Origin of the sequence: Arthrobacter pigmenti (genome assembly GCF_011927905.1) — a bacterium.
Taxonomy (GTDB): Bacteria; Actinomycetota; Actinomycetes; order Actinomycetales; family Micrococcaceae; genus Arthrobacter_D; species Arthrobacter_D pigmenti.
The window spans coordinates 915,628-941,407 of record NZ_JAATJL010000001.1 but is presented as its reverse complement, the minus strand read 5'-3'; the positions used below and the strand labels follow the sequence as shown (position 1 = coordinate 941,407).

Annotated in this window: 18 protein-coding genes; 10 read left to right on the top strand and 8 right to left on the bottom strand. The window is 65.4% G+C overall.

Annotated elements, in window-relative coordinates; all coding sequences use genetic code 11:
• Positions 1-127: 127 nt before the first annotated feature.
• Positions 128-1,540, bottom strand: coding sequence for an MFS transporter (locus BJ994_RS04380; protein ID WP_167991848.1), 1,413 nt, complete (start codon positions 1,538-1,540; stop codon positions 128-130).
• Between the two features lie 253 nt (positions 1,541-1,793).
• Here BJ994_RS04380 and BJ994_RS04375 point away from each other — a divergent pair, with 253 nt between their 5' ends.
• The 3 genes from BJ994_RS04375 to BJ994_RS04365 are packed head-to-tail and all read left to right on the top strand — an operon-like array spanning position 1,794 to position 6,852.
• A complete protein-coding gene (locus tag BJ994_RS04375) occupies positions 1,794-3,164 on the top strand; it encodes an MFS transporter (protein ID WP_167991846.1) in 1,371 nt (456 codons plus the stop codon).
• A 17-nt stretch (positions 3,165-3,181) separates the two neighbouring features.
• Complete coding sequence (locus BJ994_RS04370) at positions 3,182-5,275, top strand: molybdopterin oxidoreductase family protein (protein WP_167991844.1); 2,094 nt, start codon at positions 3,182-3,184, stop codon at positions 5,273-5,275.
• A complete protein-coding gene (locus BJ994_RS04365; RefSeq protein WP_167991841.1) occupies positions 5,272-6,852 on the top strand; it encodes an FAD-dependent oxidoreductase in 1,581 nt (526 codons plus the stop codon). Before BJ994_RS04370 ends, BJ994_RS04365 begins: the two co-directional genes overlap by 4 nt.
• 137 nt (positions 6,853-6,989) lie before the next feature.
• Here the strand turns inward: BJ994_RS04365 and BJ994_RS04360 are convergent, their stop codons facing one another.
• Positions 6,990-8,387, bottom strand: coding sequence for an NAD(P)H-quinone dehydrogenase (locus BJ994_RS04360; protein ID WP_167991839.1), 1,398 nt, complete (start codon positions 8,385-8,387; stop codon positions 6,990-6,992).
• Between the two features lie 107 nt (positions 8,388-8,494).
• On the opposite strand from BJ994_RS04360, the gene BJ994_RS04355 reads away from it, so the two are divergent.
• Both BJ994_RS04355 and BJ994_RS04350 read left to right on the top strand, forming a co-directional pair.
• Entirely contained in the window at positions 8,495-9,307 is an 813-nt protein-coding gene (locus tag BJ994_RS04355; RefSeq protein ID WP_167991837.1) for a purine-nucleoside phosphorylase, read from the top strand.
• A 2-nt stretch (positions 9,308-9,309) separates the two neighbouring features.
• Positions 9,310-10,998, top strand: a complete 1,689-nt coding sequence (locus tag BJ994_RS04350) for a phospho-sugar mutase (protein ID WP_167991834.1) — start codon at positions 9,310-9,312, stop codon at positions 10,996-10,998.
• A 19-nt stretch (positions 10,999-11,017) separates the two neighbouring features.
• Here BJ994_RS04350 and BJ994_RS04345 read toward each other — a convergent pair whose 3' ends face one another.
• Positions 11,018-11,569: a flavin reductase family protein gene (locus tag BJ994_RS04345; protein WP_167991831.1), complete on the bottom strand. Its 552-nt coding sequence runs from the start codon at positions 11,567-11,569 to the stop codon at positions 11,018-11,020.
• A 49-nt stretch (positions 11,570-11,618) separates the two neighbouring features.
• Positions 11,619-11,996, bottom strand: a complete 378-nt coding sequence (gene nirD / locus BJ994_RS04340) for a nitrite reductase small subunit NirD (protein ID WP_167991829.1) — start codon at positions 11,994-11,996, stop codon at positions 11,619-11,621.
• Positions 11,997-12,222: 226 nt separating this feature from the next.
• Between nirD and nirB the strand changes: the two genes are divergently transcribed.
• The 5 genes from nirB (at position 12,223) to BJ994_RS04315 (ending at position 18,372) form a co-directional block, all read left to right on the top strand.
• Complete coding sequence (nirB, locus tag BJ994_RS04335) at positions 12,223-14,826, top strand: nitrite reductase large subunit NirB (protein ID WP_167991826.1); 2,604 nt, start codon at positions 12,223-12,225, stop codon at positions 14,824-14,826.
• 2 nt (positions 14,827-14,828) lie between these two features.
• On the top strand, positions 14,829-15,851 hold the full coding sequence (cobA, locus tag BJ994_RS04330; protein WP_167995851.1) for a uroporphyrinogen-III C-methyltransferase: 1,023 nt from the start codon (positions 14,829-14,831) through the stop codon (positions 15,849-15,851).
• Complete coding sequence (locus BJ994_RS04325; protein ID WP_245192249.1) at positions 15,848-16,975, top strand: uroporphyrinogen-III synthase; 1,128 nt, start codon at positions 15,848-15,850, stop codon at positions 16,973-16,975. Before cobA ends, BJ994_RS04325 begins: the two co-directional genes overlap by 4 nt.
• Positions 16,976-17,034: 59 nt before the next feature.
• On the top strand, positions 17,035-17,298 hold the full coding sequence (locus BJ994_RS04320) for a hypothetical protein (RefSeq protein ID WP_245192248.1): 264 nt from the start codon (positions 17,035-17,037) through the stop codon (positions 17,296-17,298).
• Between the two features lie 126 nt (positions 17,299-17,424).
• Positions 17,425-18,372 (top strand): hypothetical protein, encoded by a 948-nt coding sequence (locus tag BJ994_RS04315; protein ID WP_167991824.1) that lies wholly within the window; start codon positions 17,425-17,427, stop codon positions 18,370-18,372.
• Between the two features lie 67 nt (positions 18,373-18,439).
• Here BJ994_RS04315 and BJ994_RS04310 read toward each other — a convergent pair whose 3' ends face one another.
• The 4 genes from BJ994_RS04310 to mfd all read right to left on the bottom strand — a co-directional run bounded on the left by BJ994_RS04310 (position 18,440) and on the right by mfd (position 25,679).
• Complete coding sequence (locus BJ994_RS04310; RefSeq protein ID WP_167991821.1) at positions 18,440-19,312, bottom strand: aldehyde dehydrogenase family protein; 873 nt, start codon at positions 19,310-19,312, stop codon at positions 18,440-18,442.
• Positions 19,309-20,781: an aldehyde dehydrogenase family protein gene (locus BJ994_RS04305; protein WP_167991819.1), complete on the bottom strand. Its 1,473-nt coding sequence runs from the start codon at positions 20,779-20,781 to the stop codon at positions 19,309-19,311. Before BJ994_RS04305 ends, BJ994_RS04310 begins: the two co-directional genes overlap by 4 nt.
• Positions 20,782-20,791: 10 nt before the next feature.
• Complete coding sequence (deoC, locus tag BJ994_RS04300) at positions 20,792-21,808, bottom strand: deoxyribose-phosphate aldolase (RefSeq protein WP_167991816.1); 1,017 nt, start codon at positions 21,806-21,808, stop codon at positions 20,792-20,794.
• A 256-nt stretch (positions 21,809-22,064) separates the two neighbouring features.
• The gene (gene mfd / locus BJ994_RS04295; RefSeq protein WP_167991813.1) at positions 22,065-25,679 is read right to left on the bottom strand and encodes a transcription-repair coupling factor; all 3,615 of its coding nucleotides are present in this window, start codon (positions 25,677-25,679) and stop codon (positions 22,065-22,067) included.
• Positions 25,680-25,780: the final 101 nt, after the last annotated feature.

Below are 25,780 nucleotides of genomic sequence, written 5' to 3'. Positions count from 1 at the left end.
CGTGCCCTGCGGAAAACTTGGAAGGAAAGATTAACGATCATCGACTCTCCCCAAATGGGCCCTTTGGAGGCTAATTCAGCGCTGAGAAGCACCATTTGGGAAGAGTCGATGCAAAGGAAAGAAAGCGTTAGCCGATGTTGTTGTCGTAGTCGTGGTCGCGGGTTTCGCGGGACAACCACAGAGCGATAAAGGTAAGGACCGCCGCGGCGCTCAGGTAGAGGCCCACCATGAGCGTGCTGCCATCGGCCGCCTTCCACAGCGCGAGGGCAACGAACGACGCCGGCGCCGCACCGATCACGCTCGAGAGGTTGTAGGCAACGGCTGAGCCCGTGTACCGCACGTTGGCAGGGAACAGCTCCGGCAGGATGGCAGCCATGGGGCCGAAGGTCAGGCCCATCAGGATGAATCCCAGGATGAGCAGGATCATGGCACCCACGATCCCCGCACCGAAGAGCGGCACCCAGGTCAGCCCGAAGAGCGCGATCCCCACGGTGACCGCCAGCAGCATCCGGCGACGGCCGAACTTCTCAGCCAGCGGCCCCGAAACGATGGTGAAGATACCGAAGAAGACGACACCGATGATGAGCATCCACAGGAAGGTTCCGCGGTCAATCCCCAGGCCCGGAACGAACTTCGCGGCGTCCTCGGCCGTGAACGTGCGCCCTGCAGCCTCCGCGGCGGTTCTGGCCTGATCAACGGTGGCGGCGGTGGTGCCGAAGCTCAGCGTGAACGAGGTCATCAGGTAGAACAGCACGTAGGTGGCGAACATGATGAAGGTACCAAGGAGCAGCGGGCGCCACTGGCGGGTGAACACCGAAGCAAGCGGAAGCTTCACGACCTTGCCCTTGTCCAGTACCTGCTGGAAGGAGTGGCTCTCGATCAGCTTCAGCCGCACATAGAGGCCAACGATCACCAGGACGGCACTGGCAATGAACGGCACGCGCCAGCCCCATGCCAGGAACGCTTCGGGCGAGAGGACCTCGTTCAGAAACACGAACAGCAGGTTGGCGATGATGAAGCCGATCGGCGCACCGAGCTGCGGGAAGGTTCCGTACACCGCGCGCTTGTTCTTCGGAGCGTTCTCCGTCGCGAGCAATGCAGCACCGCTCCACTCGCCGCCGAGGGCAAGTCCCTGCAGGAAGCGCAGCAGGACGAGGATGGCGGGCGCCAGGAACGTCCAACCGGGAACCAGCGCGGTCGGCAGGACGCCGATCAGGAAGGTGGCAATGCCCATCGTCAGCAGCGAGGCCACAAGGGTTCCCTTGCGGCCGATGCGGTCCCCGAAGTGGCCGAAGATGATCGAGCCGAGGGGGCGCGCAACGAAAGCGACGCCGAAGATCGCGAATGACTGCAGGAGCGCACTGGTGGGGTCGGAGTTCGGGAAGAACAGTGCCGGGAACACCAGGACCGACGCCGTGGCGTAGATGTAGAAGTCGTAGAACTCGATGGTGGTGCCGATGAGGCTGGCGAAGATGACGCGCCCACGGGAGTTCAGCGGCTTGGTGTCGCTGGGCTCCACTGTCGATGATGACGATGACATATGTTTCGTGCTTTCTCTGGACGGCTGCGGGAATACCCGGCAACCGTGGTATTACGGATCCTTCATCTCATCACCGGAATCGAAGCGTGAGATAACCCGTCCACATTCTGGACAATAACCGTCTGTCCCCTCCGCTCACGCAGCGGCTGTGCCGCGGATAGGCGGATGTCACACCGCGTTTACATACCGGGACCTGACGCGAAACGCGTCCTCCATATCGTGGCTGTACTGCTCCTTGAATGAAAGGTCCGCCATGAGCGTTGAACGCGCAGTCACAGCCTCCGAAACAGCTATTGCCCATCGTCCCGGCCGGTGGATCGATAACTGGAACCCCGAGGACCGCGATCAGTGGGAGTCCGGCGGCCGAGACATTGCCCGACGTAACCTCCGCTGGTCCATCGCCTGCGAATTCCTCGGCTTTGTTGTCTGGCAACTCTGGTCGATCGCCGTTATCTACCTGCCTGCGGCCGGTTTCACACTCTCCAGCGCCGAGATCTTCTGGCTTATCTCGATGCCCAGCCTGATCGGTGCCACGCTCCGCATCCCGTACACCTTCATGGTTCCGAAGTTCGGAGGGCGGAACTGGACCATCATCTCGGCGCTCCTGCTCCTGATTCCGGCGATCGGCCTGGCCGTTTGCGTCAGCAACCCGGACACGCCGTTCGGAGTACTGCTGGGCGTCGCGGCGCTTGCCGGGTTCGGCGGCGGCAACTTCGCAAGCTCGATGGCGAACATCACCTTCTTCTACCCTGCCCGCGAGAAGGGCTGGGCACTGGGACTGAACGCCGCCGGCGGAAACCTGGGCGCCGCCGTCGCACAGTTGGTTGTTCCGCTGGTCATCGCGGCGGGCGCAGCTGCGACGCTCAACCTTCCCCTCGCGGGTTGGATCTGGGTTCCGCTGATCCTTGTCGCCGCTTTCGGTGCCTGGAAGTACATGGACAACATCTCCAGTGCGAAGTCGGATCTCGCCGGCTCCGTCGCTGCCCTGCGCGAGCCGCACCTGTGGATCATGGCGTTCCTTTACATTGGAACGTTCGGCTCATTCATCGGCTTTTCCGGTGTCTTCCCGAAACTGATCCTGGACTCCTTCCCGGCGTTCTCAACGTTCGCCATCGGACCGGCCGCCCTGTCGCTCGCGTTCCTCGGACCACTGGTCGGCTCCCTGGCCCGCCCCTACGGTGGCCGCCTCGCCGACCGCTGGGGCGGGGCGCGGATCACCGTCTGCGCCTTCGCGGTCATGGCGCTGGCTGCCTTGACCGTCGTCTGGACCCTCCCGGCGTCGAACTTCTGGCTCTTCCTGGCGCTGTTCCTCGTACTCTTCGCAGCAGCCGGCGCCGGAAACGGCGCCACCTACCGGATGATCCCGATCATCTTCGCTCTGCGGGGCCGAATCGATGACGGGATGAGTACCGGACGCAAGGCGGCCGCGGCCCTCGGGCTGATCTCCGCGATCGGAGCCTACGGCGGATTCGTCATCCCCCAGGTGCTGAACGCTTCGAAGGGCGCTACCGGCTCGTACGACGCCGCGTTCTACGGTTTCGTCACCGCCTACGCACTCATGCTTGGAGTTACCTGGTTCTTCTACCTCCGCCGCAGCACCTCCAGCCGGGTGGGAAGCGTCTGATGTGCGATCCCGCTGGCATGACTGACACCCACTGCCCGTACTGCGCGCTGCAGTGCGCCATGACGCTGACCCCCACGGGTCCGGATTCCGTGGGCGTCAGCGGTCGGGACTTTCCCACCAACAAGGGCGGGCTGTGCCGTAAAGGCTGGACGTCCACGGAGCTGCTTCGGCACCCGGACCGTCTGCAGACGCCGCTATTGAAGGACGACGACGGCGTCCACCGCCCGGTGAGCTGGGAACACGCACTCGGGCTCATCCGGGACACCGTGCGGAAAGTCCGCGCACAGTATGGAGCCGACGCAATCGGCGTCTTCGGCGGCGGGGGGTTGACCAACGAGAAGGCGTACCAGCTGGGAAAATTCGCGCGGCTGGCGCTCGGCACCTCCCGCATTGATTACAACGGGCGGTTTTGCATGTCCTCGGCCGCCGCCGCGGCGAACCGTGCTTTCGGACTGGACCGCGGGCTCCCCTTTCCGCTGGCCGACCTGGGGTCAGCGCGCACCATCCTGATGCTCGGGTCAAACACGGCCGACACGATGCCGCCCTTCGTCCAACACTTGCAGGGTGCGCGGGATGCGGGCGGACTCATCATCGTCGACCCCCGCCGATCAGCGACCGCCCAGTTCACCGCCGACGGCCAGGGCGTACACCTCCAGCCCGCGCCGAAGACGGACCTCGCGCTCCTGCTCGGCATCACGCATGTGGTGATCACGGAGGGCCTGGTTAGCCGGCCCTACATCGCAGGTCGAACCCGCGGCTACGAGGCCATCACGCGGAGTGTGGCCGCCTGGTGGCCCGAGCGGGTCCAGGCCGTCACCGGAGTTCCGGCGGAAACGATCCGGAAGACCGCGCACCGGCTCGCCGAGCCCGGCGGGACGTACATCCTCACCGGCCGGGGCGTGGAGCAGCACACCAACGGGACGGACACGGCGACGGCGGCCATCAACCTCTCGCTCCTGCTGGGCCTGCCCGGAACTCCCGGGAGCGGCTACGGCACGCTGACCGGCCAGGGAAACGGTCAAGGCGGCCGCGAACACGGGCAGAAGGCCGACCAGTTGCCCGGATACCGAAAGATCACCGATCCCGCCGCGAGGAAGCACATGGCCGAAGTCTGGGGAGTGCCCGAGGAGGCAATTCCCGGGCCCGGGCTTCCCGCCGTCGAACTTCTCGCTTCGCTCGGCAAACCCGGAGGAGTGCACTGCCTGTTCGTCCATGGCGCGAACGTTGCAGTCTCGGCCCCGAACGCCGCCACGGTCCTCGATGGTCTGCGCAGTCTGGACTTTCTGGTGGTCTGCGACTTCTTCCTGTCCGAAACCGCCGCCGAGGCTGATCTTGTTCTTCCGGTCCTGCAGTGGGCGGAGGAGGAGGGCACCATGACCAATCTCGAGGGACGTGTTCTCCGGCGCCGGAAGGCTCTGGCACCGCCGGCCGGCACACGCAGCGAACTGTGGATCATGTCCCGGCTGGCCGAGCTGCTGGAGGCGCCGTCGTCGTTCAGTGACGACCCCGAAACCGTGTTCACCGAGTTACGCGCCGCGAGCGCCGGTGGCCTCGCTGACTACTCCGGAGTGGACTACGCCATGCTCGACGACGGCGAGCCCGCCTACTGGCCCTACCCGACCGGAAGCAACGGGACGCCCCGGTTGTTCCTTGACCGTTTCGCGCACCCAGATGGACGGGCTGTGCTTCACCCTGTGGCGCCGTCGTCGGTTGCCGGTGTTGCTCCCCGCGGAACGCTGACGCTTGCGACAGGGCGGCTGCTGGAGCACTACCAGTCAGGCACGCAGACCCGCCGGGTCGGTGATCTCCTGGCCACAAGTGACAGCCAGGTGATCCAGATTCACCCGGTCACCGCCGCCGGTCTGGGCATCACGGACAACGCCGAGGTGGAAATCGGCAACGGCCGCGGCACCGTCACGGCACGCGCACAGCTGACGACGACGGTCCGGCAGGACACCGTCTTCCTCTCCTTCCACTTTCCAGGCGCGGGAAACGCGAACCTGCTCACCTCCGATGAGACGGATCCGGTCTCCGGAATGCCCGAATTCAAGACAACCCGGGTGACGGTGCGGGCGCACCGTTCGGCAGGGACGGAGGCTGTGGCCGTATGAGCGAACGCATTGTTGTGGTGGGATTCGGCCCCGTCGCGGCACGGTTCATCGAGCTGATCGATCCGCTGCTTGCCTCCGGTGCGGCACACCTCACCGTGATCGGGGCCGAGCCCGACTCGGCGTATAACCGCGTCCTGGTTGCCGACGTCGGCGTTGGCCGGACCTCCCCCGAGACGATCTCGCTCAGCGACACTGCGCGGCTCGCCGCCCTGGGCGCTGACGTTCTACTAGACCGGACCGTGCGCCGGATCGACCGGGCTCGCCGGCAGCTCCAGCTCTCCGACGGGACCGTCCGCGCGTATGACCGGCTGGTCCTGGCCACCGGGGCACGTCCCGTCATCCCCTATCTCGCCGGACTGAACCCGGACCCGCTGCACCCCGCGCTTCCCCCGGGAGTCACTGCTCTACGTGACCTCGCAGATGCCCGGGCACTGCGCGCGGTGGTTCAGCGGCGGGGAGACGTGGTGATCCTCGGCGGCGGTATCCTCGGGTTGGAAGCCGCCCTCGCGGCAGCCGAGGAAGGCGCGCGGGTCTCGGTGGTGCACCACGGCGATTACCCTCTGGCCCGCAACATCGACGACGACGGCGGCCGGGTCCTCGCTGCCACGCTCCGGCGGCAGGGCGTCCGGCTGGTCTCCGGGGCCAAAGCCGTGGGGCTGGAACACACTGCCACCGGGGAGTTCACGGCCCTCCGCCTCGATGACGGCCGGTTCGTCTCGGGCGATCTGTTGGTGTTGTCCTGCGGCGTGCGGCCCCGCACTGAACTGGCAGACGGCGCCGGGCTGCCAATTCGCAGCGGAATCCTGGTTGATCATTCCCTCACGGTCCATCACGACGAGTTCATCCACGCGATCGGCGACTGCGCCGAGGTGAGCTGCCTGGACCCGGACTGCGCTGACTGTGCGGGTGATACCACCCCCTCGGGGCTGATCGGGCCGGGCTGGAAGCAGGCTGAGTGGCTCGCGGACTTCCTGGGCCGGCAATTGGCACCTTCCGATGTGGCTGCTGTCGAAGCGTCCGGCACTCCTTTCGGCGCGACTTCTGGCGCGGGTGGGTCGTCGTCGTCATACCGTGAAGCGGCGCTGCCCCCGGTCGTGATGCTGAAGGCACGCGGGTTGGACGCGGTAGTGGCCGGTGACGTGAGCGCAAACCTGTGGTCCGGGCACGACGACGGCACCGCAGTTGCGCTGTGGGCCGATCCGCAGCACGGGCGGTACGCCAAGATTGTGACGCGCGACGGGGTGCTCAGCGGGCTGGTGTGCATCGGGATGCCGCGAACGGGTGCCGAACTGGTGCTGCTCTTCGAGAGCGGTTCGGTGTTACCTGAGGACCGGTCGAGCCTGCTTCCCCTGGATGGGGCGGAGGAGCAGGCGTCGTCGTCGCCCAACCGCGATCCGTCGGCCACCGTCTGCCGGTGCGCGGGGGTGAGCCGGGGAAGTATCGAGCAGGCCGCCGTCGTCGGCTGTTCAACGGTTGTGGAGGTGTCGGCGTCGACGCGGGCGGGGACGGGATGCGGCGGGTGCCACGCGGACATCCGCGGGATCATCGAGGAGCACTTCCAAACTGCGCCGGCCTAGTGAGGCCCGTATCCCGGATTCCCCACCTATTAGGGCGCAAACGGCGTGTAACCGCACGCCACGCCGTTAAATCCACGACGGCGGCTGGAGATGGTGGGGAGACCGGCTCGCGGTGACGCCGGCCGGTGGAAACAGGCCTAGTGGATGTGCAGCCGGCGCGCCGCTTCCGAGATTGACCCGGTAAGCGACGGGTACACGGTGAAGGTGTTGGCGACGTCGTCCACATGAAGCTTCTTGGTGACGGCGAGCGCGAGCGGGAAGATCAGCTCGGAAGCACGAGGGGCAACAACGACGCCGCCGATCACCGTGCCCGATCCTTTGCGGGCGATGATCTTCACGAACCCGTCCTTGACGTTCATCATTTTCGCGCGCGGATTGGTGCTGAGCGAGAGCTTGAAGACGTCGCCCTGGTAACGGCCGGATTCGACGTCGGCCTCCGAAACCCCAACGGAGGCGATCTCGGGTGCCGTGAAGATGTTGGACGCCACCTGCTTCAGCTTCAACGGTGTGACGCTGTCTCCCATCAGGTGTGCCATGGCGATCCGGCCCTGCATAGCGGATACCGAGGCAAGGGCAAGGACGCCGGTGCAGTCACCGGCGGCATAGACGTTGGGGGCGGTGGTACGGGAGACACCGTCCACTTTGATGTGCCCCGATTCGGTGAGCGCAACACCGGCTTCCTCGAGCCCGATCCCTGCGGTATTCGGGATGGACCCTACGGCCACCAGGCAGTGGCTTCCGTCAACAGTGCGGCCGTCGGAAAGGGTGACCCTCACGCCATCGTCGGTGCGGACCACGCCCTCGGCACGGGATTTGGACAGCACGCTCATGCCGCGCTCGCGGAAGACGTTCTCGAGGACCTCCGCGGCGTCGGCGTCCTCGCCGGGCAACACGCGGTCGCGGCTGGAGACTAGGGTGACTTCCGCTCCGAGGCCGTGGTAGGCGGAAGCGAACTCGGCACCCGTCACCCCCGATCCGATGACGATCAGGTGCTCGGGCACTTCGGTCAGGTTGTAGATCTGTTTCCAGTTGAAGATCCGCTCACCGTCCGGCGCTGCCGTGGGTAGTTCGCGGGGGTGGGCTCCGACGGAGAGCAGGATGGCATCTGCCTCAACGGTTGTGGTCCCGGATTCCGTTTCCACTTCAAGCCGGTGGTTATCGAGCAGCTTGCCTGTACCGATCAGGACGGTGACTCCCGCACCCTCCAGAGCTGCGGTGATGTCCCGGGACTGGTTGGCCGCGAGGTCAAGCAGCCGCTGGTTCACCTGCCCCAGATCCGCGTAGGCCGCAGTCGAATCAGCGAACTTCACTCCAAGGTTGTGCGCGTTGGCGACGCGGGCCATGGTGTCGGCCGTGGCGATGAGCGTCTTCGAAGGAACGACGTCCGTCAGCACAGCGGAGCCGCCCAGGCCGTTCTGCTCAACAATGGTGACGGTCGCTCCAAGCGAGGCGGCAACCATGGCCGCTTCGTAGCCGCCCGGTCCACCCCCGAGAATTGCGATCCGCAGGGCGCTGAAATCCAGTTGACTCGTCACAGTTGCCATTCTGTCCTATCCCCCACCACCGCTCAAACGGCGTGGACAGCAACAGGAGGCTAAACAGCAGGTGGATCGACGCCGAGAACTGGAGGTAAGTTGGACCGGTGACTGACCAATCCCCCCAGGACCCGTTCGCCCTTGCCCGCACCGCAGCGGAGTACATCGCCCAGGAGACTTCGGTACCAGCCCATGACATCGCGCTGGTCCTCGGTTCCGGCTGGGGCCAGGCCGCGGAACTGATCGGTGAAACCACCCACACCCTTCAGGCCACGGACATTCCGGGTTTCGCCGCGCCGGCAGTCGCCGGGCATGTGGGCACCATCCGCTCCGTCCTCACCCCGGCGGGCAAGCGTGCCCTCGTCCTCGGCGCCCGCACCCACTACTACGAGGGCCGCGGCGTGCGTGCCGTCGTTCACGGTGTGCGCACGGCCGCGGCGGCGGGAGCCAAGGTCCTCGTCCTGACCAACGGCTGCGGCGGCCTGCAGGAAAAATGGGCACCCGGCACCCCGGTACTGATCAGCGACCACCTCAACCTCACGGCAACCTCACCGCTTGAGGGCGCCACGTTCGTCGACCTCACCGACCTCTACTCGTCCCGGCTGAGGACCCTGGCACGCGAGGTCGATCCATCCCTCGACGAAGGCATCTATGCCCAGTTCACCGGACCGCATTACGAAACCCCGGCCGAAGTCCAGTACGCCAAGCGGATCGGCGCGGACCTCGTTGGCATGTCCACTGCCCTTGAGGCGATTGCCGCGCGGCACGCGGGCATGGAGGTCTTCGGTATGTCGCTGGTGACCAACCTCGCGGCCGGCATCAGTCCCCTACCGCTCAGCCACGAGGAAGTCCTGGAGGCCGGCCAGGCCGCCGGCCCGCGCATCTCGCGGCTCCTCGCCGACATCATCGGCAGGCTCTGACCATGGATCTCTTCACGCAGGCCCGCGAATGGGCCGCCGAGGACCCAGATCCGGAAACCCGCGCGGAACTGACACGACTGATCAACAGTGCCCAGAACGACGACGACGGCGGGCTGGCTGCCCTACAGCAGCTTGGGGATGCCTTCAGCGGCCCGCTGCTTTTCGGGACGGCGGGCCTGCGTGCCGCGCTGGGACCGGGTCCAAACCGCATGAACCGGGTCGTCGTGCGGCGCGCCGCGGCCGGGGTTGCAGCCCATGCGCTCGACCTGGCGTCGGGAGAGTACGCGCCGCGCGCCGTCGTCGGCTTCGATGCCCGGCGCAACTCGCGGATCTTCGCCGACGAAAGCGCCGCAATCTTCACGGCAGCCGGGCTGGAGACTTTCCTGCTGCCCACCGAACTTCCGACGCCGGTGCTGGCGTATGCGATCCGTGCACTTCAGTGCGAGGTCGGCGTCATGGTGACAGCCAGTCACAATCCGCCCCAGGACAACGGGTACAAGGTGTACCTCGGCGGACGCGCGGTTGAGCCCACGGCCCGTGGTGTGCAGATTGTCGCCCCGCATGACACAGCGATTGCTGCCGCAATCGCCTCGGTGAAGGATGTTGAGCTCGCTGAGAGCGGCTGGACTGTGCTCCCCAACAGCATCGAGGACGACTACGTTGCCACGGTGGTTGCCCTCGCTGACCGGGAGGGTTACCCGGCGCGGGACCTGTCGATCGTGCTCACTCCTCTTCATGGCGTCGGAGGCCGTACTGCGCAGGCCGTGCTCGCCGGTGCAGGTTTTGCAGACGTGCATGTTGTTGCGGAGCAGGCCGAGCCCGATCCTGCCTTTCCCACGGTGGAGTTTCCAAACCCGGAGGAACCCGGCGCGCTTGATCTGGCGCTGGCTGCAGCGGGTAAACACGATGCTGACCTCGTGCTGGCCAACGATCCGGATGCCGACCGCATGGCCGCTGCTGCGAAGGATCCCGCAACGGATCAGTGGCGGATGCTTCGGGGAGACGAGGCCGGGGCGCTGCTCGGGCTGCACCTGGCACACAGGCTCTCCAAGGGCGAGGTCTTCGCTAACTCGATTGTCTCCTCGCGTCTTCTCGGACGGATCGCCAACGCTGCCGGATTGCGCCATACCCAGACGCTCACGGGGTTCAAATGGATCTCACGCGTTGCGGACCTCGGTTTCGGCTACGAGGAGGCCCTCGGGTACTGCGTGGCTCCCGAGGTGGTGCGGGACAAGGACGGCCTCTCGGCGGCCCTGTTGCTGGCTGAGTTCGCCGCGACCTGCCGCGCCGAGGGCAAGACCCTCTTTGATGTACTCGATGAGCTCGCCCTGGCCCACGGGCTGCACGTCACGGACCAGCTGTCCGTGCGGGTGGAAAACCTCGACCTGCTCGGGACGATGATGACCCGCCTGCGGCAGGTGCCGCCGTCGTCGTTCGCGGGTTCCGCCGTGACCGTGGCTGAAGACCTCGCCGAGGGCGCGAACCTGCCGCCCACGGATGGGCTGCTCTACGTCACCGGAGACCAGACCCGGGTCATCATCCGCCCCAGCGGGACTGAGCCGAAGCTCAAGTGCTACCTGGAAGTTGTGGAGCCTGTCGGCTCGCCGCCGGAACTGGGAACGGCCAAGACGACGGCGCGGACCCGACTGGATGCAGTGATCAGGGACGTGAAGCAGGCACTCGGGCTCTGACCAGCTCCAACGAAGCTGTCTAGCGCCGCAGCCGCTCGTATCCGCCACCGAAGTGGATCAGGGGATCAGTTGCGGAGCCCGCCGGCACGTCGCGGCCCATCGACAGGACCTGCCCGACAATGAGCTGGTGAGTTGCGGCAGGGTGCACGGCCACGGTCTTGAGCTCGAACCACGCCAGGGCACTCGAGATCACAGCACTTGAAGTGGACGGGCCTCGCCGGAAGGGCACCTGGGCGAGGAGTCCCTCCACAGGATTTCCGGGGCTGGCCAGCCAGTTCACCGTGCCGCGGTGATCGTTCGAGAGGAGGCTCAGCGCCCACGTTCCCGATGCCGTCACCGCTTCGCAGATGCGGGACTCTTCATACACGCTCACCAGAAGTGTGGGCGGATCGTAGGAGACCGAGAGGAAGCTGCTGACAGTCGCCGCGTAGTCCCGACGGCGCAGGACGGTGGAAAGAACTCCGACACCGGCGGCGATGTCGCTGCTGAGCACCCGGAATGCGTCTGTGTCGGCCTGCGAGGGGTTGGCTTCGTCCAGGCTTTGCGCGGTCAACGCACCATCCAGCTCCATGTCCCCATGATGTCACCGCCGGTACTGGCAAGCACCTGTGGTCCGCCGTTCAGGCGACCAGCACTTCAACCACACCGTCCGCAATACGGGTTGGGAAGCTGCGCAGGGCCGTATCGGTTCCGGAAACGGGCTCCCCCGAGTCCAGGTAGTACACCTGCTTATGAAGCGGGGATGTAATCGTGAATCGCTGGCGCTTCGACCCGACCAGTCCGCGCGCCATCACCTGCGAGCCACTCACCGGATCACGGTGGGATACCGCAAACACTGCTTCGGTGTCCACGCGGAACAGTGCAACCTGCCGGCCGTGGATCAATGCGGCTTCACCCCAGCACTGCTCAAGATCAGCGAGGCGGCAGATCGGATACCAGGTGCCCTGGAGCCCTTCCTGCAGTGCGGGCTCAGGACTGAAGTCGAGTTGCAGCGTCATGGGTCTCCCTCGTTCTTGCGCGATTGGAACTGGTCCTGACGCTATTCAGACGGCGTTACACACGGCGCTATTCCGTGTTGCGGACGCGTAAAACGCGTCTCACCACCGAACCAGGTGCCGGTGAGTGCGAAGTTAATCTTCGTTTACATAAGGGAAATCACGAGGCAACTGCGCGTCCGTACGCTCATTTCAAGAGTGCTGCTCAAATGCGCGAAAGGTGTCCTACATGTCAACCCAGAAGATCCTCGTCGTCGGTGGTGGGCCCGCAGCCCACCGCTTCGTTGAAGCCATGTGGTCCCGCGGACTGGACGGATTCGCCATCACCGTCCTCACGGAGGAAACCTGGCTGCCGTATGACCGCGTGGCGCTGAGCCAGGCCCTCGTTGCCGACGTCGATCTCACACTCGGCGACACCACCATGTGGGACCACCCGTCCATCACCCTTGCCACCGGCTCCCGCGCCGTCGGCCTGGACCGCACGGCGCGTACCGTGACCACCGCATCCGGGGACGTCCACACCTACGATCAGCTGGTCCTCGCCACGGGTTCCAACGCTGCCCGCCTTCCGCTGCCCGGAATGGACGCGGCACACGTCTACCGGACAGTCGACGACGTCAGGGCCCTGCGCACCGAGGTTTCCCGCCTGATGCAGGAACTGGGCCGGACCATCGACGCCGTAGTGATCGGCGGCGGGCTGCTCGGACTGGAGGCGGCCGGCGGAATGCAGACGCTCGGAGCCAACCCGGTGGTCATCAACGGCGCGGAATGGCTCATGAACACCCAGCTCGACCAGGGCGGCGGGCAGGCACTCGACCGGCTCATCACAGCCAAGGGCGTCACCGTGCACGGTGGGGTGTTCCCCTCCGGTTTCGCGATGGAGGACGGGCGGATGGTAGGCGTCGACATGGCTGACGGTCGGCGGATTCCCGCGGACCTCGTGGTGGTGGCCATCGGCGTCCGGCCCCGCGACGAACTCCCCCGCGATGCCGGCATGACCGTGGGGCCGCGCGGCGGCGTTGTCATCGATGCGTCCTGTGCCACAGAGGACCCGAACATCTGGGCGATCGGCGAGGTCGCCTGTTTCGACGGCATGGCCCTTGGGCTGGTGGCACCGGCGAACACCATGGCCGAGATCTGCGCCGACCGCCTGCACGGCGGCACTGCCACATTCCCCGGCTTCGATACAGCGACCAAGCTCAAGCTCTCCGGGGTGGAGGTCGCGGCCTTCGGCGACGCCTTCGCCGCTGCCGAACAAAGCCTTGAGATTGTCTACGCGGATCCTGCGCGCGGCCTCTACCAGAAGCTGGTCGTCACGGACGATGCAAAGACGCTGCTCGGCGGTATCTTCGTCGGCGACGCCTCCCCCTACACCGCACTTCGCCCGCTCCTCGGGCGGGAACTCAGCGCCGAGCCCGGCGCCTACCTCTCAGCCGCCGGCGGCGGTGAGGCGCCGGACACGGAACTGCCCGACGACGCCATTCTCTGCTCCTGCAACAACGTCTCGGCAGGCTCAATCCGCGACGCCGTCAACGGCTGCGGTACCTGCGAGGGCTCCGAACCGGTCCGCGAGCTCAGCCCCCTGAAGGGCTGCACGAAAGCCGGCACCGGCTGCGGATCCTGTGTGCCGATGCTCAAGAAGCTCCTCGAGGGTCAGCTGAAGAAGAGCGGCATCGAAGTCTCCAAAGCCCTCTGCGAGCACTTCACCATGTCCCGCCCGGAGCTCTTCGAAGCCGTACGCGTACTGGAGCTGGACAGCTTCGAGGGCATCATCGAGCGTTTCGCGGTACCGGAGACGGGCACGCACGGCTGCGACATCTGCAAGCCCGTGATCGCGTCCATTCTCGCCTCGCAGCGTGCCGAGTACGTGCTCGACGGCGGCCGCGGGATCCTGCAGGACACCAACGACCGCGCACTCGCCAACATGCAGAAGAACGGCACCTACTCGGTGGTACCGCGCATCCCGGGCGGCGAGATCACCCCGGAGAAGCTCGGCGTGATCGCCAAGGTCGCCCAGGACTTCAACCTGTACACCAAGATCACCGGTGGCCAGCGGATCGACATGTTCGGTGCGCGGCTGGAGGAACTACCGGAAATCTGGAAGATCCTCGTCGAAGCCGGTTTCGAGTCGGGCCAGGCATACGGAAAATCGCTGCGGACCGTGAAGTCCTGCGTCGGGTCCACCTGGTGCCGGTTCGGCGTGCAGGATTCTGTGGCGATGGCCATCCAGCTGGAGCTGCGGTACCGCGGGCTGCGCAGCCCGCACAAGCTCAAGTTCGGCGTCTCCGGCTGTGCCCGCGAATGTGCGGAGGCGCGCGGAAAGGACGTCGGCATCATCGCCACCTCGGACGGCTGGAACCTGTACGTGGGCGGAAACGGCGGAGCTACCCCGGCACACGCCCAGCTGTTGGCCAAGGACCTCGATGACAACACCCTCATCCAGTACATCGACCGCTACCTCATGTACTACATCCGTACCGCGGACCGGCTGCAGCGCACCGCAGCCTGGCAGGCAGAGCTCGACGGCGGGCTCAAGCACGTCGAGGACGTCATCGTCCACGACTCGCTTGGTATCGCCGAGGATCTGGAAGCAGCCATGGCGCGGCACATCGACAACTACGAGGACGAATGGGCTGCCACCCTGCAGGATCCGGAGCGGCTGCGCAGGTTCCGCTCCTTCGTCAACGCCCCGCACGAGAAGGACGACTGGATCGCCAACGTTCCCGAACGCGGCCAGATCCGGCCCGCCACTAACGAGGAGCGGGCCGCCGGCGGTCCCGTCCTGTTGGGCGCCGGGATTCCCGTCCGTTCCGTCCTTGGGGAGGGCGAGTGAGCATGCAGCTTTCCCTCGAAGTCACCGGCCTGACCGTCCTTGTTGCGGGCACGACGACGGCGGCGCGCCGCGTAGTGCGCCGCTACGGTGCCGGCGGCGCAACAGTGCGCCGGATCGCCGGCCCCGAGCAGTTCCATCCGCGGCTTCTTGACACCGTGAGCCTCGCCGTCGTTGTTGACGATTTGCCCGGTCGTTGGGAACCACTGCTGGAGGCAAGCCGTAAGCGCAGGATCCTTGTTTCCGTGGAGGAGCCGGCCGCACCGGGCGGCTGCGTGACCCTGGTGGGAGGCGGCCCGGGTGTGGAAGACCTGCTCACGATGCGGGCGCGCACCGCGCTGCGGGAGGCCGACGTCGTACTCTACGACCGGCTGGCGCCCTACCGGACGCTCGCGGAGCTGGCGCCCGGGGCGGAACTGATCGACGTCGGCAAGACGCCCGGGCACCACCCGATTCCCCAGCCGGAAATCGAAGCGCTCATGGTCAGGCGGGCGAAGGAAGGATACAACGTTGTCCGGCTGAAGGGTGGCGACCCGTTCGTGTTCGGTCGCGGCGGCGAGGAGATCAACAGCTGCATAGCGGCCGGGGTTCCCGTCTCCACTGTGCCGGGGATCAGCAGCTCGATTGCCGTGCCGGCGGCCGCAGGCATCCCGGTGACATATCGGGGTGTGGCGCACGCGTTCACCGTCGTGTCGGGACACCAGCCACTGCCTCCGCAGGAGCTCGAGGCGCTCGCCGCCCTGGGCGGAACCATTGTGGTGCTCATGGGCATCGGTACCCTGCCCCAGCTCACCTCGGGACTGTGCAAGGCGGGACTTGCATCCAACGTTCCGGTTGCGATCGTGGAGAAAGGCTTCAGTCCGGAGCAACGGACCACCATTTCGACTCTCGGCGGAGCCGTGACGGCTGCGGGCGCGGCGCGCTGTACCTCGCCCGCCGTCGTCGTCATCGGCGAGGTGGTTCGCCGTCACCAGGACTTTCGCGCGACCCTGACCGACGTACTCACACACCCGATGGTGGCATCATGACTGTTATGCCCGCAGTTGACCTGCCCACCGGTGAGCTCTCGCTTGCCGGCTTCCGCATCGGTGTTACCGCGGACCGGCGTGCGGGTGACCTGATCGAGGCGTTCGAACGCCGCGGTGCGTCAATCCTGCACGCACCGGCGCTGAAAATCGCCCCGGTGGCCGAGGACCTGCCGTTGTTCGAAGACACCCGTGCGATCATCGCTGCCCGTCCGGACTACGCCATCGTCACCACTGCCTATGGCCTGCGGCGGTGGTGCGAGGCCGCAGATGCCGCCGGCGTCGGGGATTCTCTGCTGGACGTTCTCGGTGAGGCGAAGATCTACGTCCGGGGTCCCAAAGCCCGCGGTGCTGTGCGCGCGCTAAGCCTTACCGACGTCGGAATCAGCGTCGATGAAACAACTGCGTCCCTGGTGAACATGATGCTCGGGCTGGAGCTGCATGGGAAGACGGTTGCTGTGCAGCTGCACGGGCACACGGACTATCGGCAGCTGGAACGGCTCCGCCGTGCCGGTGCGCAGGTTTTGACCGTGACCCCGTACCGCTGGGTGAAGCCAATCGGTCCGGATGCGCTGCCGCGGCTGATCGAGACTGTCTGCGCCGGCGGGCTCGATGTTCTCACGTTCACCAGTGCACCCGCGGTTGATGCCGTGCTCAGCACTGCTTCGGAAATGGGGTGCCTTGATGCGTTTGTCCGGGCGTTGACCGGGCGGGTGACGGCCGCCGTCGTCGGACCCGTGACCGCACAGCCGCTGGTGGATGTGGGGGTTTCGCCCCTCGTGCCGGAACGTTACCGGATGGGGGCGCTCATCCGGTTGGTGGGCGAGTATCTGGGCCAGCACCGGGTTCTGCAGTACCCGAGTGCCTTCGGGCCGATCGAGTTGCGTGGGAAGAACCTGCGCATCAACGGGAATCCGGTGGAGCTGGCGCCTGCGCCGATGAGCCTGTTCCGGGCCCTCATCGAAGCCAACGGTGCGGTGCTCTCACGGGAACAACTCGTTGGGGTGCTCGCGGACGGAACCGGCGAGCATGCACTGGACATGACCATCAGCCGGCTGCGGAAGTCGTTGCCCGATGCCCGCCTCGTGGCGACCGTCATCAAACGCGGTTACCGGCTGCAGCTGTAGGTTGCTCCGGAGGATATTGTTAATGCAGCAACGTTCCGCATACTCCGAGGAGAATACCGATGGCGCATCCAGTTACGTCCGAAAAGCCGAAACGCCCCACTCATTCCGGAGACGGCCACCTGCTGGAGAACCTATTGGTGTACGCGGTGATGCTGGCGCTGTTCCTCGGATCCATCTACATCATGAGCTTCGGCACGAAGGAGAACGTGTGGCCCTTTGCCATCAGTCTCGTCCTGGGCTTCCTCGCGTTCTGGATCCCGCAGACCATCCTCGGCCGTTCGGACACCGGTGGGCAGATCGCGAAGGGCGAGCGCAAGGCCTAACCCCTTCCTTGTATCGACTCTCCAATAGGTGACCGTTTGGGCCCGCTAACGGTCACCTATTGAGGAGTCGATCGCATATGTGGATAACGACGACGACGAAAGTCCTGCCTTCGCAATAATCGCTTCATGCGAACACCGGAACCTCTTCCAGAACCTCTGACCGTTCTTCCCTTCACCGTTGGTGACGCTGACGCGCTCGGCATCAGCAGACGCCGCCTGCGTAACGGGAAAGTTGTATCCATCGGTCGGGGCTTGAGGTCCGCCAAACGCTCTCCCTCAGGTGCGGAGCTAGCTGGCGCAGTTAGCAGGGTCACGTCTTTCTCCGCTGCCTCGCATGAAACCGCTGGAGCCATTTGGCAGTTTCCGCACTACTCGTGTGATGTAGCAGCGATCATCCACATCTCGCGCCCCGAAGGAAAGCCAGCGGTAAGACGGCCCGGCGTCGTCGGCCATGAGTGCAAAATGTATGCCGACGAAGTAACAACGGTTGACGAAGTGAACGTCACCACGCGTGAAAGGACATGGCTCGATCTGGCCGCGCGTTTGGCTGTCCACGATCTCGTCGTGATCGCAGACCACCTCATCAGGATTCCCCGCCCTAACCTCGAAGGGCGAAGCGAACCGCACAGCACCCTCGAACGCCTGCAGGACATGATCAATCGCCACGCTGGTAAGAGAGGTGTTCGGCGTGCCCGTGAAGCACTGGCGCTCGCACGAATCGGCGCCGATTCCCCGCCAGAGACTCTGCTGCGTCTCGCGATTGTGGACGCGGGGCTGCCTGAACCGAAGCTTAACGTCCCCATTACGGACGAAGCTGGCAACGAGCACCACCAACCAGATTTGTCCTACCCCGAGTACCGCGTCGGAATCGAATATGAGGGATCCGGTCACTCAGACCCGGAACAAGTGGCTCGCGACATTGCCAGGGCGGAACGCTACGGAAGGTTGGGGTGGGATGAAGTTCGAATCTCCAAGCGCCATATGCTGAACGATGCCAAAGCCGCCGTGGCAAAAATTCGGTCGGTACTCGTTGCGGCCGGTTGGCGTCCATCTCCGAAATCCACTCTTCAATAGGTGACCGTTACAGCGCTCTAACGGTCACCTATTGAAGAGTCGATGCAGGGCTAGAGTCGATGGAGGGCTAGAGGAGGCCCTTCGTGTGCCACACCGTCTTGGTCTCCGTGAAGAACGTGATGCGGTCGATCGAGGGGGCGCCGGCGTCGGTCCCTGACTCCGGCGGAAGCACCCGCTTCAACGTGTCCGCGGCCGCAACCTGCAGGTCCACCCAGTCCAGCTCGCCGGCTCCAAGCAGGTCCAGCGCGTTGACGTCCGCGTGTGCAGCCAGCCACGGCAGGATTTCGGCCGGTGAGCCACTGAGGACATTCACGACGCCGGCCGGCACATCGCTGGTCGCGAAGACCTCGCCAAGGCTCAACGCAGCAAGCGGCGCTGCCTCGTTCGGAATGACGACGACGGCGTTTCCACTCACCAGGACGGGCGCCACCGCGCGTACAAAGCCCAGCAACGAGGAAGTCCCCTGCGGCGCCACCACAGCCACCACGCCGGTCGGTTCAGGAACCGAAAGGTTGAAAAAGGGACCCGAGACGGCGTTAGAATTCCCCGCAACCTGCACGTACTTATCCGCCCAGCCCGCATACCAGACCCACAGATCGATTGCCTCGTCCACCTGCGCCGATGCCGCCGAGGAGGAAACACCCTCGAACGCCGCGATCTCCTCGGCGAACTGCGCACGGCGTCCGTCGAGAATCTCCGCGATCCGGTACAGCACCTGCCCTCGGTTGTAACCCGTGGTACCCGACCAGGTACTGACGGCAGCCCGGGCGGCAACCACTGCATCCCGTGCGTCCTTCCGCGAAGCTTTCGCGGCGTTGACTGAACTCACCGAAAAGCTCCCCTTCTTGGTCGCAACCTCGTACACCCGCCCCGATTCGCTCCGAATGAACTTCCCGCCGACGTAGAGCTTGTAGGTCTTCGGAACAGCAAGGCGGCTCATCGGGCACCTCCCTTGAACGACGGCGACTTGAACGACGACGGCGCCAGGTAGGCCGAGAGCCCATGCTTGCCGCCCTCGCGGCCATAGCCGGATTCCTTGTACCCGCCGAAGGGAGACGCGGGGTCGAACTTGTTGAACGTGTTGGCCCAGACGACGCCGGCACGCAGCTTGTCAGCGACAGCGAGGATCCGGCTGCCCTTGTCGGTCCAGATACCGGCAGAAAGCCCGTACGGCGTGTTGTTCGCCTTCGCGATCGCTTCCGCGGGCGTGCGGAACGTCAGCACGGACAGGACCGGCCCGAAGATTTCATCCCGGGCGATCCGGTGGCTCGTGGACACGTTCGTGAAGACCGTCGGCGGGAACCAGAAGCCTTCGGAAGGCAGGTTGCAGGCCGGACTCCACCGCTCGGCTCCCTCCTGCTCGCCGATGTCGGACAGTTCACGCATCCGCCCCAGCTGCGATGCGGAGTTGATGGCGCCGACGTCGGTGTTCTTGTCCAGCGGATCACCCACGCGCAGGGTGGATAGCCGCGCTTTCAGCCGGTCCACGACGTCGTCGTGGACTGATTCCTGCACCAGCAGCCGCGAGCCCGCACAGCACACCTGACCCTGGTTGAAGAAGATCCCGTTGACAATACCCTCGATTGCCTGGTCGATCGGGGCGTCGTCAAACACAATGTTCGCGCCCTTGCCGCCCAGTTCGAGGGTTAGCTTCTTGGAGGTACCGGCCGTGGAGCGGGCAATCTCCCGGCCCACCGCCGTCGATCCTGTGAAGGCAACCTTGTTGACATCCGGGTGATTCACCAGCGCGGATCCGGTGGCACCCGCACCGGTCACGATATTGACGACGCCGGCGGGCAAGTCGGCCTGCTGCAGGATCTCCGCGAACAACAGCGCCGTCAGCGGAGTGGTCTCGGCAGGTTTGAGGACAACGGTGTTTCCGGCGGCGAGCGCTGGCGCGATCTTCCACGCGAGCATCAGCAAAGGGAAGTTCCACGGAATCACCTGTGCGGCAACTCCGAGCGAGCGCGGCGCCGGTCCCAGACCGGCGTACTCCAGCTTGTCCGCCCAGCCCGCGTAGTAGAAGAACCACGCGGCTACCAGCGGGATGTCGACGTCGCGGCTTTCCTTGATCGGTTTGCCGTTGTCCAGGCTTTCAGCCACTGCGAGTTCGCGTGAGCGTTCCTGAACCAGCCGCGCGATGCGGAATAGGTACTTGCCGCGATCGGCACCGGACATACGCGACCACGTTTTTTCGTAGGCGCGGCGGGCGGCGACGACGGCGGTATCCACGTCCTGCTCATTGGCGCAGGACACCGTGGCAATCTGCTTTTCGGTGGCCGGTGAAATGGTGGTGAAGGATTCGCCGTTGCCTGGCACGAACTCACCGTTGATGAAGAGACCGTATTCGTCGCGAAGGTTGAGGATCGCTGCCGACTCGGGCGCGGGAGCGTAATCAAGGAATGTCATGGCGGGTCCTTCAGTCGATCGTGACGTAGGCCGGGCCGGAGTAGCGGCCGCTGGTGAGCTTCTGGCGCTGGAGCAGTACGTCGTTGAGGAGGCTGGAGGCACCGAAGCGGAAGAGGTCCGGCTGCAACCACTCCTCACCCACCGTTTCCGCGACCGTGACCAGGTATTTGATAGCGTCCTTGGAGGTCCGAATACCGCCCGCGGGCTTCACACCGATCTTCTCTCCGGTGAGACGGTGCCAGTCGCGGACCACCTCGAGCATGGACAGCGTGACCGGGAGCGTGGCCGCGGGTGAAACCTTGCCGGTGGAAGTCTTGATGAAGTCCCCACCGGCGAGGATGGAGAGCCAGGATGCACGACGCACATTGTCGTAGGTGTTCAACTCACCGGTTTCGAGGATGACCTTCAGGTGCGCATAGCTGCCGTCGGACCGCTTGCACGCTTCCTTGACCGCAACGATCTCATCGAACACCTGCCCGTAGCGGCCCGCGAGGAATGCCCCGCGGTCGATCACCATGTCGATTTCGTCGGCTCCGGCGGCAACGGCGTCGGACGTATCCGAAAGTTTCACGGTCCGGGACGCGCGGCCGCTCGGGAAGGCTGTGGCAACCGCGGCGACGTTGATGCGGCCGGGGGCGCCGTCGTCGTGCGCTGCTCCCAGAGCCTGAACCGCGTGCGGCACCATGTCGCCGTACACGCAGACGGCGGCGACGCGCGGGGTGGACATGTCGTCCGGATCCGGCACCATGGCTTTGGCGACCAACGAGCGAACTTTGCCCGGAGTATCAGCGCCCTCGAGCGTGGTGAGGTCGGTCAGCGTGATGATGGTGTCGAGCGCCCAGGCCTTCGACGTGGTCTTGATCGAACGGGTTCCGAGGGCGGCCGCGCGGGCTTCAAGGCCCACCGCGTCGACGCCCGGGATACCGTCGAGGTAGCGGCGCAGGCTGCGTTCGGTGAGGTCTCCACCGATCACGTCCAAGGCCCTCGACGCCGGTGCGATGGTGGTGCCGGCGCGCGTGGTTTCCATGGTCACATGTTCTCCATACTTCTACTCACACCATGCGCAGAACGGTTCCGGCCGCACCCTCTTCCGCCTATGACAGCGTGGGTATCGATAGCGGCGGGACAGGTGGTCGGACGGCGCATAGTCGCTACGACTTTACCACCGGGTAACGACGACGGCGACGGCCCCGCAGGGTGCCGATCCGGGGAACTTTCGTACACCTCTGGCGACTTTCCCGGGCTCGAAGCCGCCATGTCTGCACGAAACTTCCAAAGGAGACTCAGGCCGCGAACACCGCGTCGATGACGTTCTGCGCCCACTCGAGGATCGCTGCGTCGGCAAGGTCCCGTCCTCCGACAGCAGAAGTCTTCGGCTTTGGAACGAGCGCGGCGTTCAATGCCGGTTTCACCGAGGCGCCGGGGTACATCCGCTTCAGCCGCATCTCCTTGGACTCCGGCAGGTTGGCGGGGGCGAACTTAATGAAGTTTCCCTGCAGCGCGACGTCCGTCAGCCCAACGGAACGCGCACGTACCCGGAAGCGCGCCACGGCAACAAGGTTCGCCACCGCAGGCGGCAGGTCACCGTAGCGGTCCTTGAGTTCCTCGACCACCTCATCGATCGCCTCATCGGTCACGGAGGACGCCAGCTTCCGGTACGCCTCAAGCCGCAGCCGTTCCCCCGGAACGTAATCGTGCGGCAGGTGCGCATTGACGGGCAGCTCGATCTTCATCTCGGCTGCCTTCTCCTCGGCCTCACCGCGGTAGTCGGCTACTGCCTCGCCCACCAGACGGATGTAGAGGTCGAAGCCGACGCCGGCAATATGCCCGGACTGTTCGCCGCCGAGCAGGTTACCGGCGCCGCGGATCTCAAGGTCCTTGAGCGCAAGCTGCATGCCCGCCCCGAGCTCGTTGTGGGATGCAACGGCCTTGAGCCGCTCCAGCGCCACGTCGCCCAGCGGCTTTTCGGAGGGGTAGAGGAAGTAGGCGTAGGCACGTTCACGGCCACGGCCCACTCGTCCGCGCAGCTGATGCAGCTGCGAGAGGCCGTAATTGTCCGCCCTGTCCACGATCAGCGTGTTCGCGTTCGAGATATCGAGACCGGTCTCGATGATGGTGGTGCACACCAGGACGTCGAACTTCTTCTCCCAGAAGTCAACGATGATCTGTTCCAGCCGTGATTCGCTCATCTGCCCGTGGGCCACAGCCACACGGGCTTCGGGAACCAGCTGCTGCAGGTGGGCGGCAGTACGGTCAATCGAGGACACGCGGTTGTGCACGAAGAACACCTGTCCCTCGCGCATCAGCTCACGCCGGATCGCCGCCGACGTCTGCTTGTCGGTGTAGGGGCCAACGTAGGTCAGCACTGGGTGCCGTTCCTCCGGCGGAGTTGCAAGCGTCGATGTCTCGCGGATTCCCGTGAGCGACATTTCCAGTGTTCGCGGAATCGGAGTGGCACTCATCGCGAGCACGTCCACGTTGGTGCGCATCTTCTTGAGCGCTTCCTTGTGTTCGACGCCGAACCTCTGCTCCTCGTCGACGATCACCAGACCCAAATCGCGAAACTGCACCTCCTTGGAGAGCAGCCGGTGCGTGCCGATAACTACGTCGACCGAACCGTTCTTCAGCCCCTCCACCGTCTCCTTGGACTCCTTAGATGTCTGGAACCGGGACAGGGCACGGATGCGCACGGGGAACCCGGAGAACCGCTCGGAGAAGGTCTCGAAGTGCTGCTGGACCAGGAGCGTGGTGGGCACCAGTACGGCCACCTGCTTCCCGTCCTGCACAGCCTTGAACGCCGCCCGAACCGCGATCTCGGTTTTGCCGTAGCCCACGTCGCCGGAGACCAGACGATCCATGGGCACTTCCCGTTCCATGTCCGCCTTGACCTCGTTGATCGTGGTCAGCTGATCGGGCGTCTCGATGTACGGGAACGCCTCTTCCAGTTCCCGCTGCCACGGGGTATCGGCTGCGAATGCGTGACCACGCGAAGCCATCCGCGCCGAGTACAACCGGATCAGCTCCCCGGCGATCTCCTTTACCGCCTTGCGGGCCTGGTTCTTGGTCTTTGCCCAGTCGGATCCGCCCATCTTGCTCAGCGTCGGCGTATCACCGCCGACATAGCGCGTGACCTGGTCAAGCTGGTCCGTCGGCACGAAAAGCCGGTCCCCCGGTGCACCACGCTTTGACGGCGCATACTCGAGGACGAGGTATTCACGCACGGTCTTGGTGGGTCCGGCGCCGGTGGAGCGCTGGATCAGCTCGACGAAGCGCGCCACACCGTGCTGCTCGTGCACCACGAAATCGCCCTCGCGAAGCTGCAGCGGATCGACGGCGTTGCGTCGCTTCGAGGGCATCTTCCGCATGTCACGGGTGCCGGAGGCGGTTGTCCTGCCCAGCAGGTCGGCCTCGGTCAGCAGCCCGAGCTTCAGTCCGTCGAGCACGAAGCCGCGGCCGGCAGAGGCCGTCGTGATCTCGATGATTCCGGGCTGGGGAGGCGAGTCCAGAGATTCAACGCGCGACGCCGGGATGTCGGCATCGTGGAAAAGTTCCGCCAGGCGTTGGGCGGGTCCCGGACCTTCGGTTGCGACGACCACGCGCCACTGGTCGCGGACCCGTCCGCTGAGGAACTCCATCATTTCGGCGACGTCGCCCTGGTATCCGCGGGGTTCGCGGGCGGCGACGGTGAAACTGTCAATGTCAGTAAGCAGATCATCGGACCCGAACGAGGTGATCGACCACCATGCGACATCGTTTGCCAACGCGGCGGAACGGGTGTCACCGAGTGACCGGAAGCTTGCCGCTTCCAGGTCCGCGCCCAACTGGCCGCTGAGGTCAACGGGCGCCGCACCGCCATCGGACGCCGTAGCCCACGCCGCCTGGAGGAACTCCTCGTTGGTCGCCTCAAGGTCGTGGGCGCGCGCGCGGACCTTCTCCGGCTCGACGACGACGGCGATAGACCCCGCAGGCAGCTCACCGACGAACGGCACCATGGCATCTACGAGCACCGGGGCCAGCGACTCCATCCCCTCCACTGCAATGCCGCCGGCAATCATCTCGAGCATTCCTGCAGCGGCCGGAAGCTCCGGACGGAGCTTCGATGCGCGCGACATCACCGACGGCGTGATGAGGATTTCACGGCAGGGCGGCGCATACAGTTCAGTCGGGGCACCGCGGTCCCCATCGGTGGGCAGTGACCGCTGGTCAGCGACCGCGAACCACCGCATCTGATCCACCTCATCACCGAAGAACTCGACCCTGACCGGGTGGTCCTCGGTGGGCGGGAAGACGTCAATAATGCCGCCCCGCACCGCGAACTCGCCGCGGTGGGTCACCATGTCCACGCGCGAGTACGCTGCGTCCGCGAGAGCACGGACCACCTCGTCGAACCCCCGCTCTTCTCCGACCTTCAGTGCCACCGGTTCGAGGTCGCCGAGGCCTGCCACGAGGGGCTGCACGACGGCGCGGACGGGCGCGGTGATGACCCGCACCGGGTTTTCGCCAGGGTGGGCCAGGCGCCTGAGCACCGAGAGGCGCCGTCCAACGGTGTCGGACCGGGGAGAAAGACGCTCGTGCGGCAGGGTCTCCCAACTCGGGAACTCCTCGATCGAGCCGGCCGGCAGGTAACAGCGCAGGGCGGCGGCGAGATCTTCGGACTCCCGCCCGGTGGCGGTGACGGCCACGACAACCGGAGCCTGCGCGCCGTCGTCGTTGTTCGTATCAAGGCCGTCCACCATCTCGGCGATCAGGGCCGCCCTCAGTCCGGCGGGGGCACCGATCTGAAGATCGGTGCTGCGGTCCGCGAGCGCCCTCGAAGCGTTGGAACGCACCCGCACGAAGGACGCGTCCTCCTGCAGCGCGGAGCGCAGTCCGTCGAGCGTGGGTCCGTTGGGGGCCATGACAATCCTTCGCGAAGCAACGTAGAAGCCGTGGAAGCAGCAAAAAGACAACACAAATGCCCGAAATTCACGAAGAATCCCGGGGAGCACCATCAAGACTA

What these genes read in the sequence shown, in the direction of transcription:
- BJ994_RS04380 (WP_167991848.1), bottom strand. Translation starts at nt 1,540, where the DNA reads ATGTCATCGTCATCATCGACAGTGGAGCCCAGCGACACCAAGCCGCTG.
- BJ994_RS04375 (WP_167991846.1), top strand. Translation starts at nt 1,794, where the DNA reads ATGAGCGTTGAACGCGCAGTCACAGCCTCCGAAACAGCTATTGCCCAT.
- BJ994_RS04370 (WP_167991844.1), top strand. Translation starts at nt 3,182, where the DNA reads ATGACTGACACCCACTGCCCGTACTGCGCGCTGCAGTGCGCCATGACG.
- BJ994_RS04365 (WP_167991841.1), top strand. Translation starts at nt 5,272, where the DNA reads ATGAGCGAACGCATTGTTGTGGTGGGATTCGGCCCCGTCGCGGCACGG.
- BJ994_RS04350 (WP_167991834.1), top strand. Translation starts at nt 9,310, where the DNA reads ATGGATCTCTTCACGCAGGCCCGCGAATGGGCCGCCGAGGACCCAGAT.
- BJ994_RS04345 (WP_167991831.1), bottom strand. Translation starts at nt 11,569, where the DNA reads ATGGAGCTGGATGGTGCGTTGACCGCGCAAAGCCTGGACGAAGCCAAC.
- nirD (WP_167991829.1), bottom strand. Translation starts at nt 11,996, where the DNA reads ATGACGCTGCAACTCGACTTCAGTCCTGAGCCCGCACTGCAGGAAGGG.
- nirB (WP_167991826.1), top strand. Translation starts at nt 12,223, where the DNA reads ATGTCAACCCAGAAGATCCTCGTCGTCGGTGGTGGGCCCGCAGCCCAC.
- cobA (WP_167995851.1), top strand. Translation starts at nt 14,829, where the DNA reads ATGCAGCTTTCCCTCGAAGTCACCGGCCTGACCGTCCTTGTTGCGGGC.
- BJ994_RS04325 (WP_245192249.1), top strand. Translation starts at nt 15,848, where the DNA reads ATGACTGTTATGCCCGCAGTTGACCTGCCCACCGGTGAGCTCTCGCTT.
- BJ994_RS04320 (WP_245192248.1), top strand. Translation starts at nt 17,035, where the DNA reads ATGGCGCATCCAGTTACGTCCGAAAAGCCGAAACGCCCCACTCATTCC.
- BJ994_RS04315 (WP_167991824.1), top strand. Translation starts at nt 17,425, where the DNA reads ATGCGAACACCGGAACCTCTTCCAGAACCTCTGACCGTTCTTCCCTTC.
- BJ994_RS04310 (WP_167991821.1), bottom strand. Translation starts at nt 19,312, where the DNA reads ATGAGCCGCCTTGCTGTTCCGAAGACCTACAAGCTCTACGTCGGCGGG.
- BJ994_RS04305 (WP_167991819.1), bottom strand. Translation starts at nt 20,781, where the DNA reads ATGACATTCCTTGATTACGCTCCCGCGCCCGAGTCGGCAGCGATCCTC.
- deoC (WP_167991816.1), bottom strand. Translation starts at nt 21,808, where the DNA reads ATGGAAACCACGCGCGCCGGCACCACCATCGCACCGGCGTCGAGGGCC.
- mfd (WP_167991813.1), bottom strand. Translation starts at nt 25,679, where the DNA reads ATGGCCCCCAACGGACCCACGCTCGACGGACTGCGCTCCGCGCTGCAG.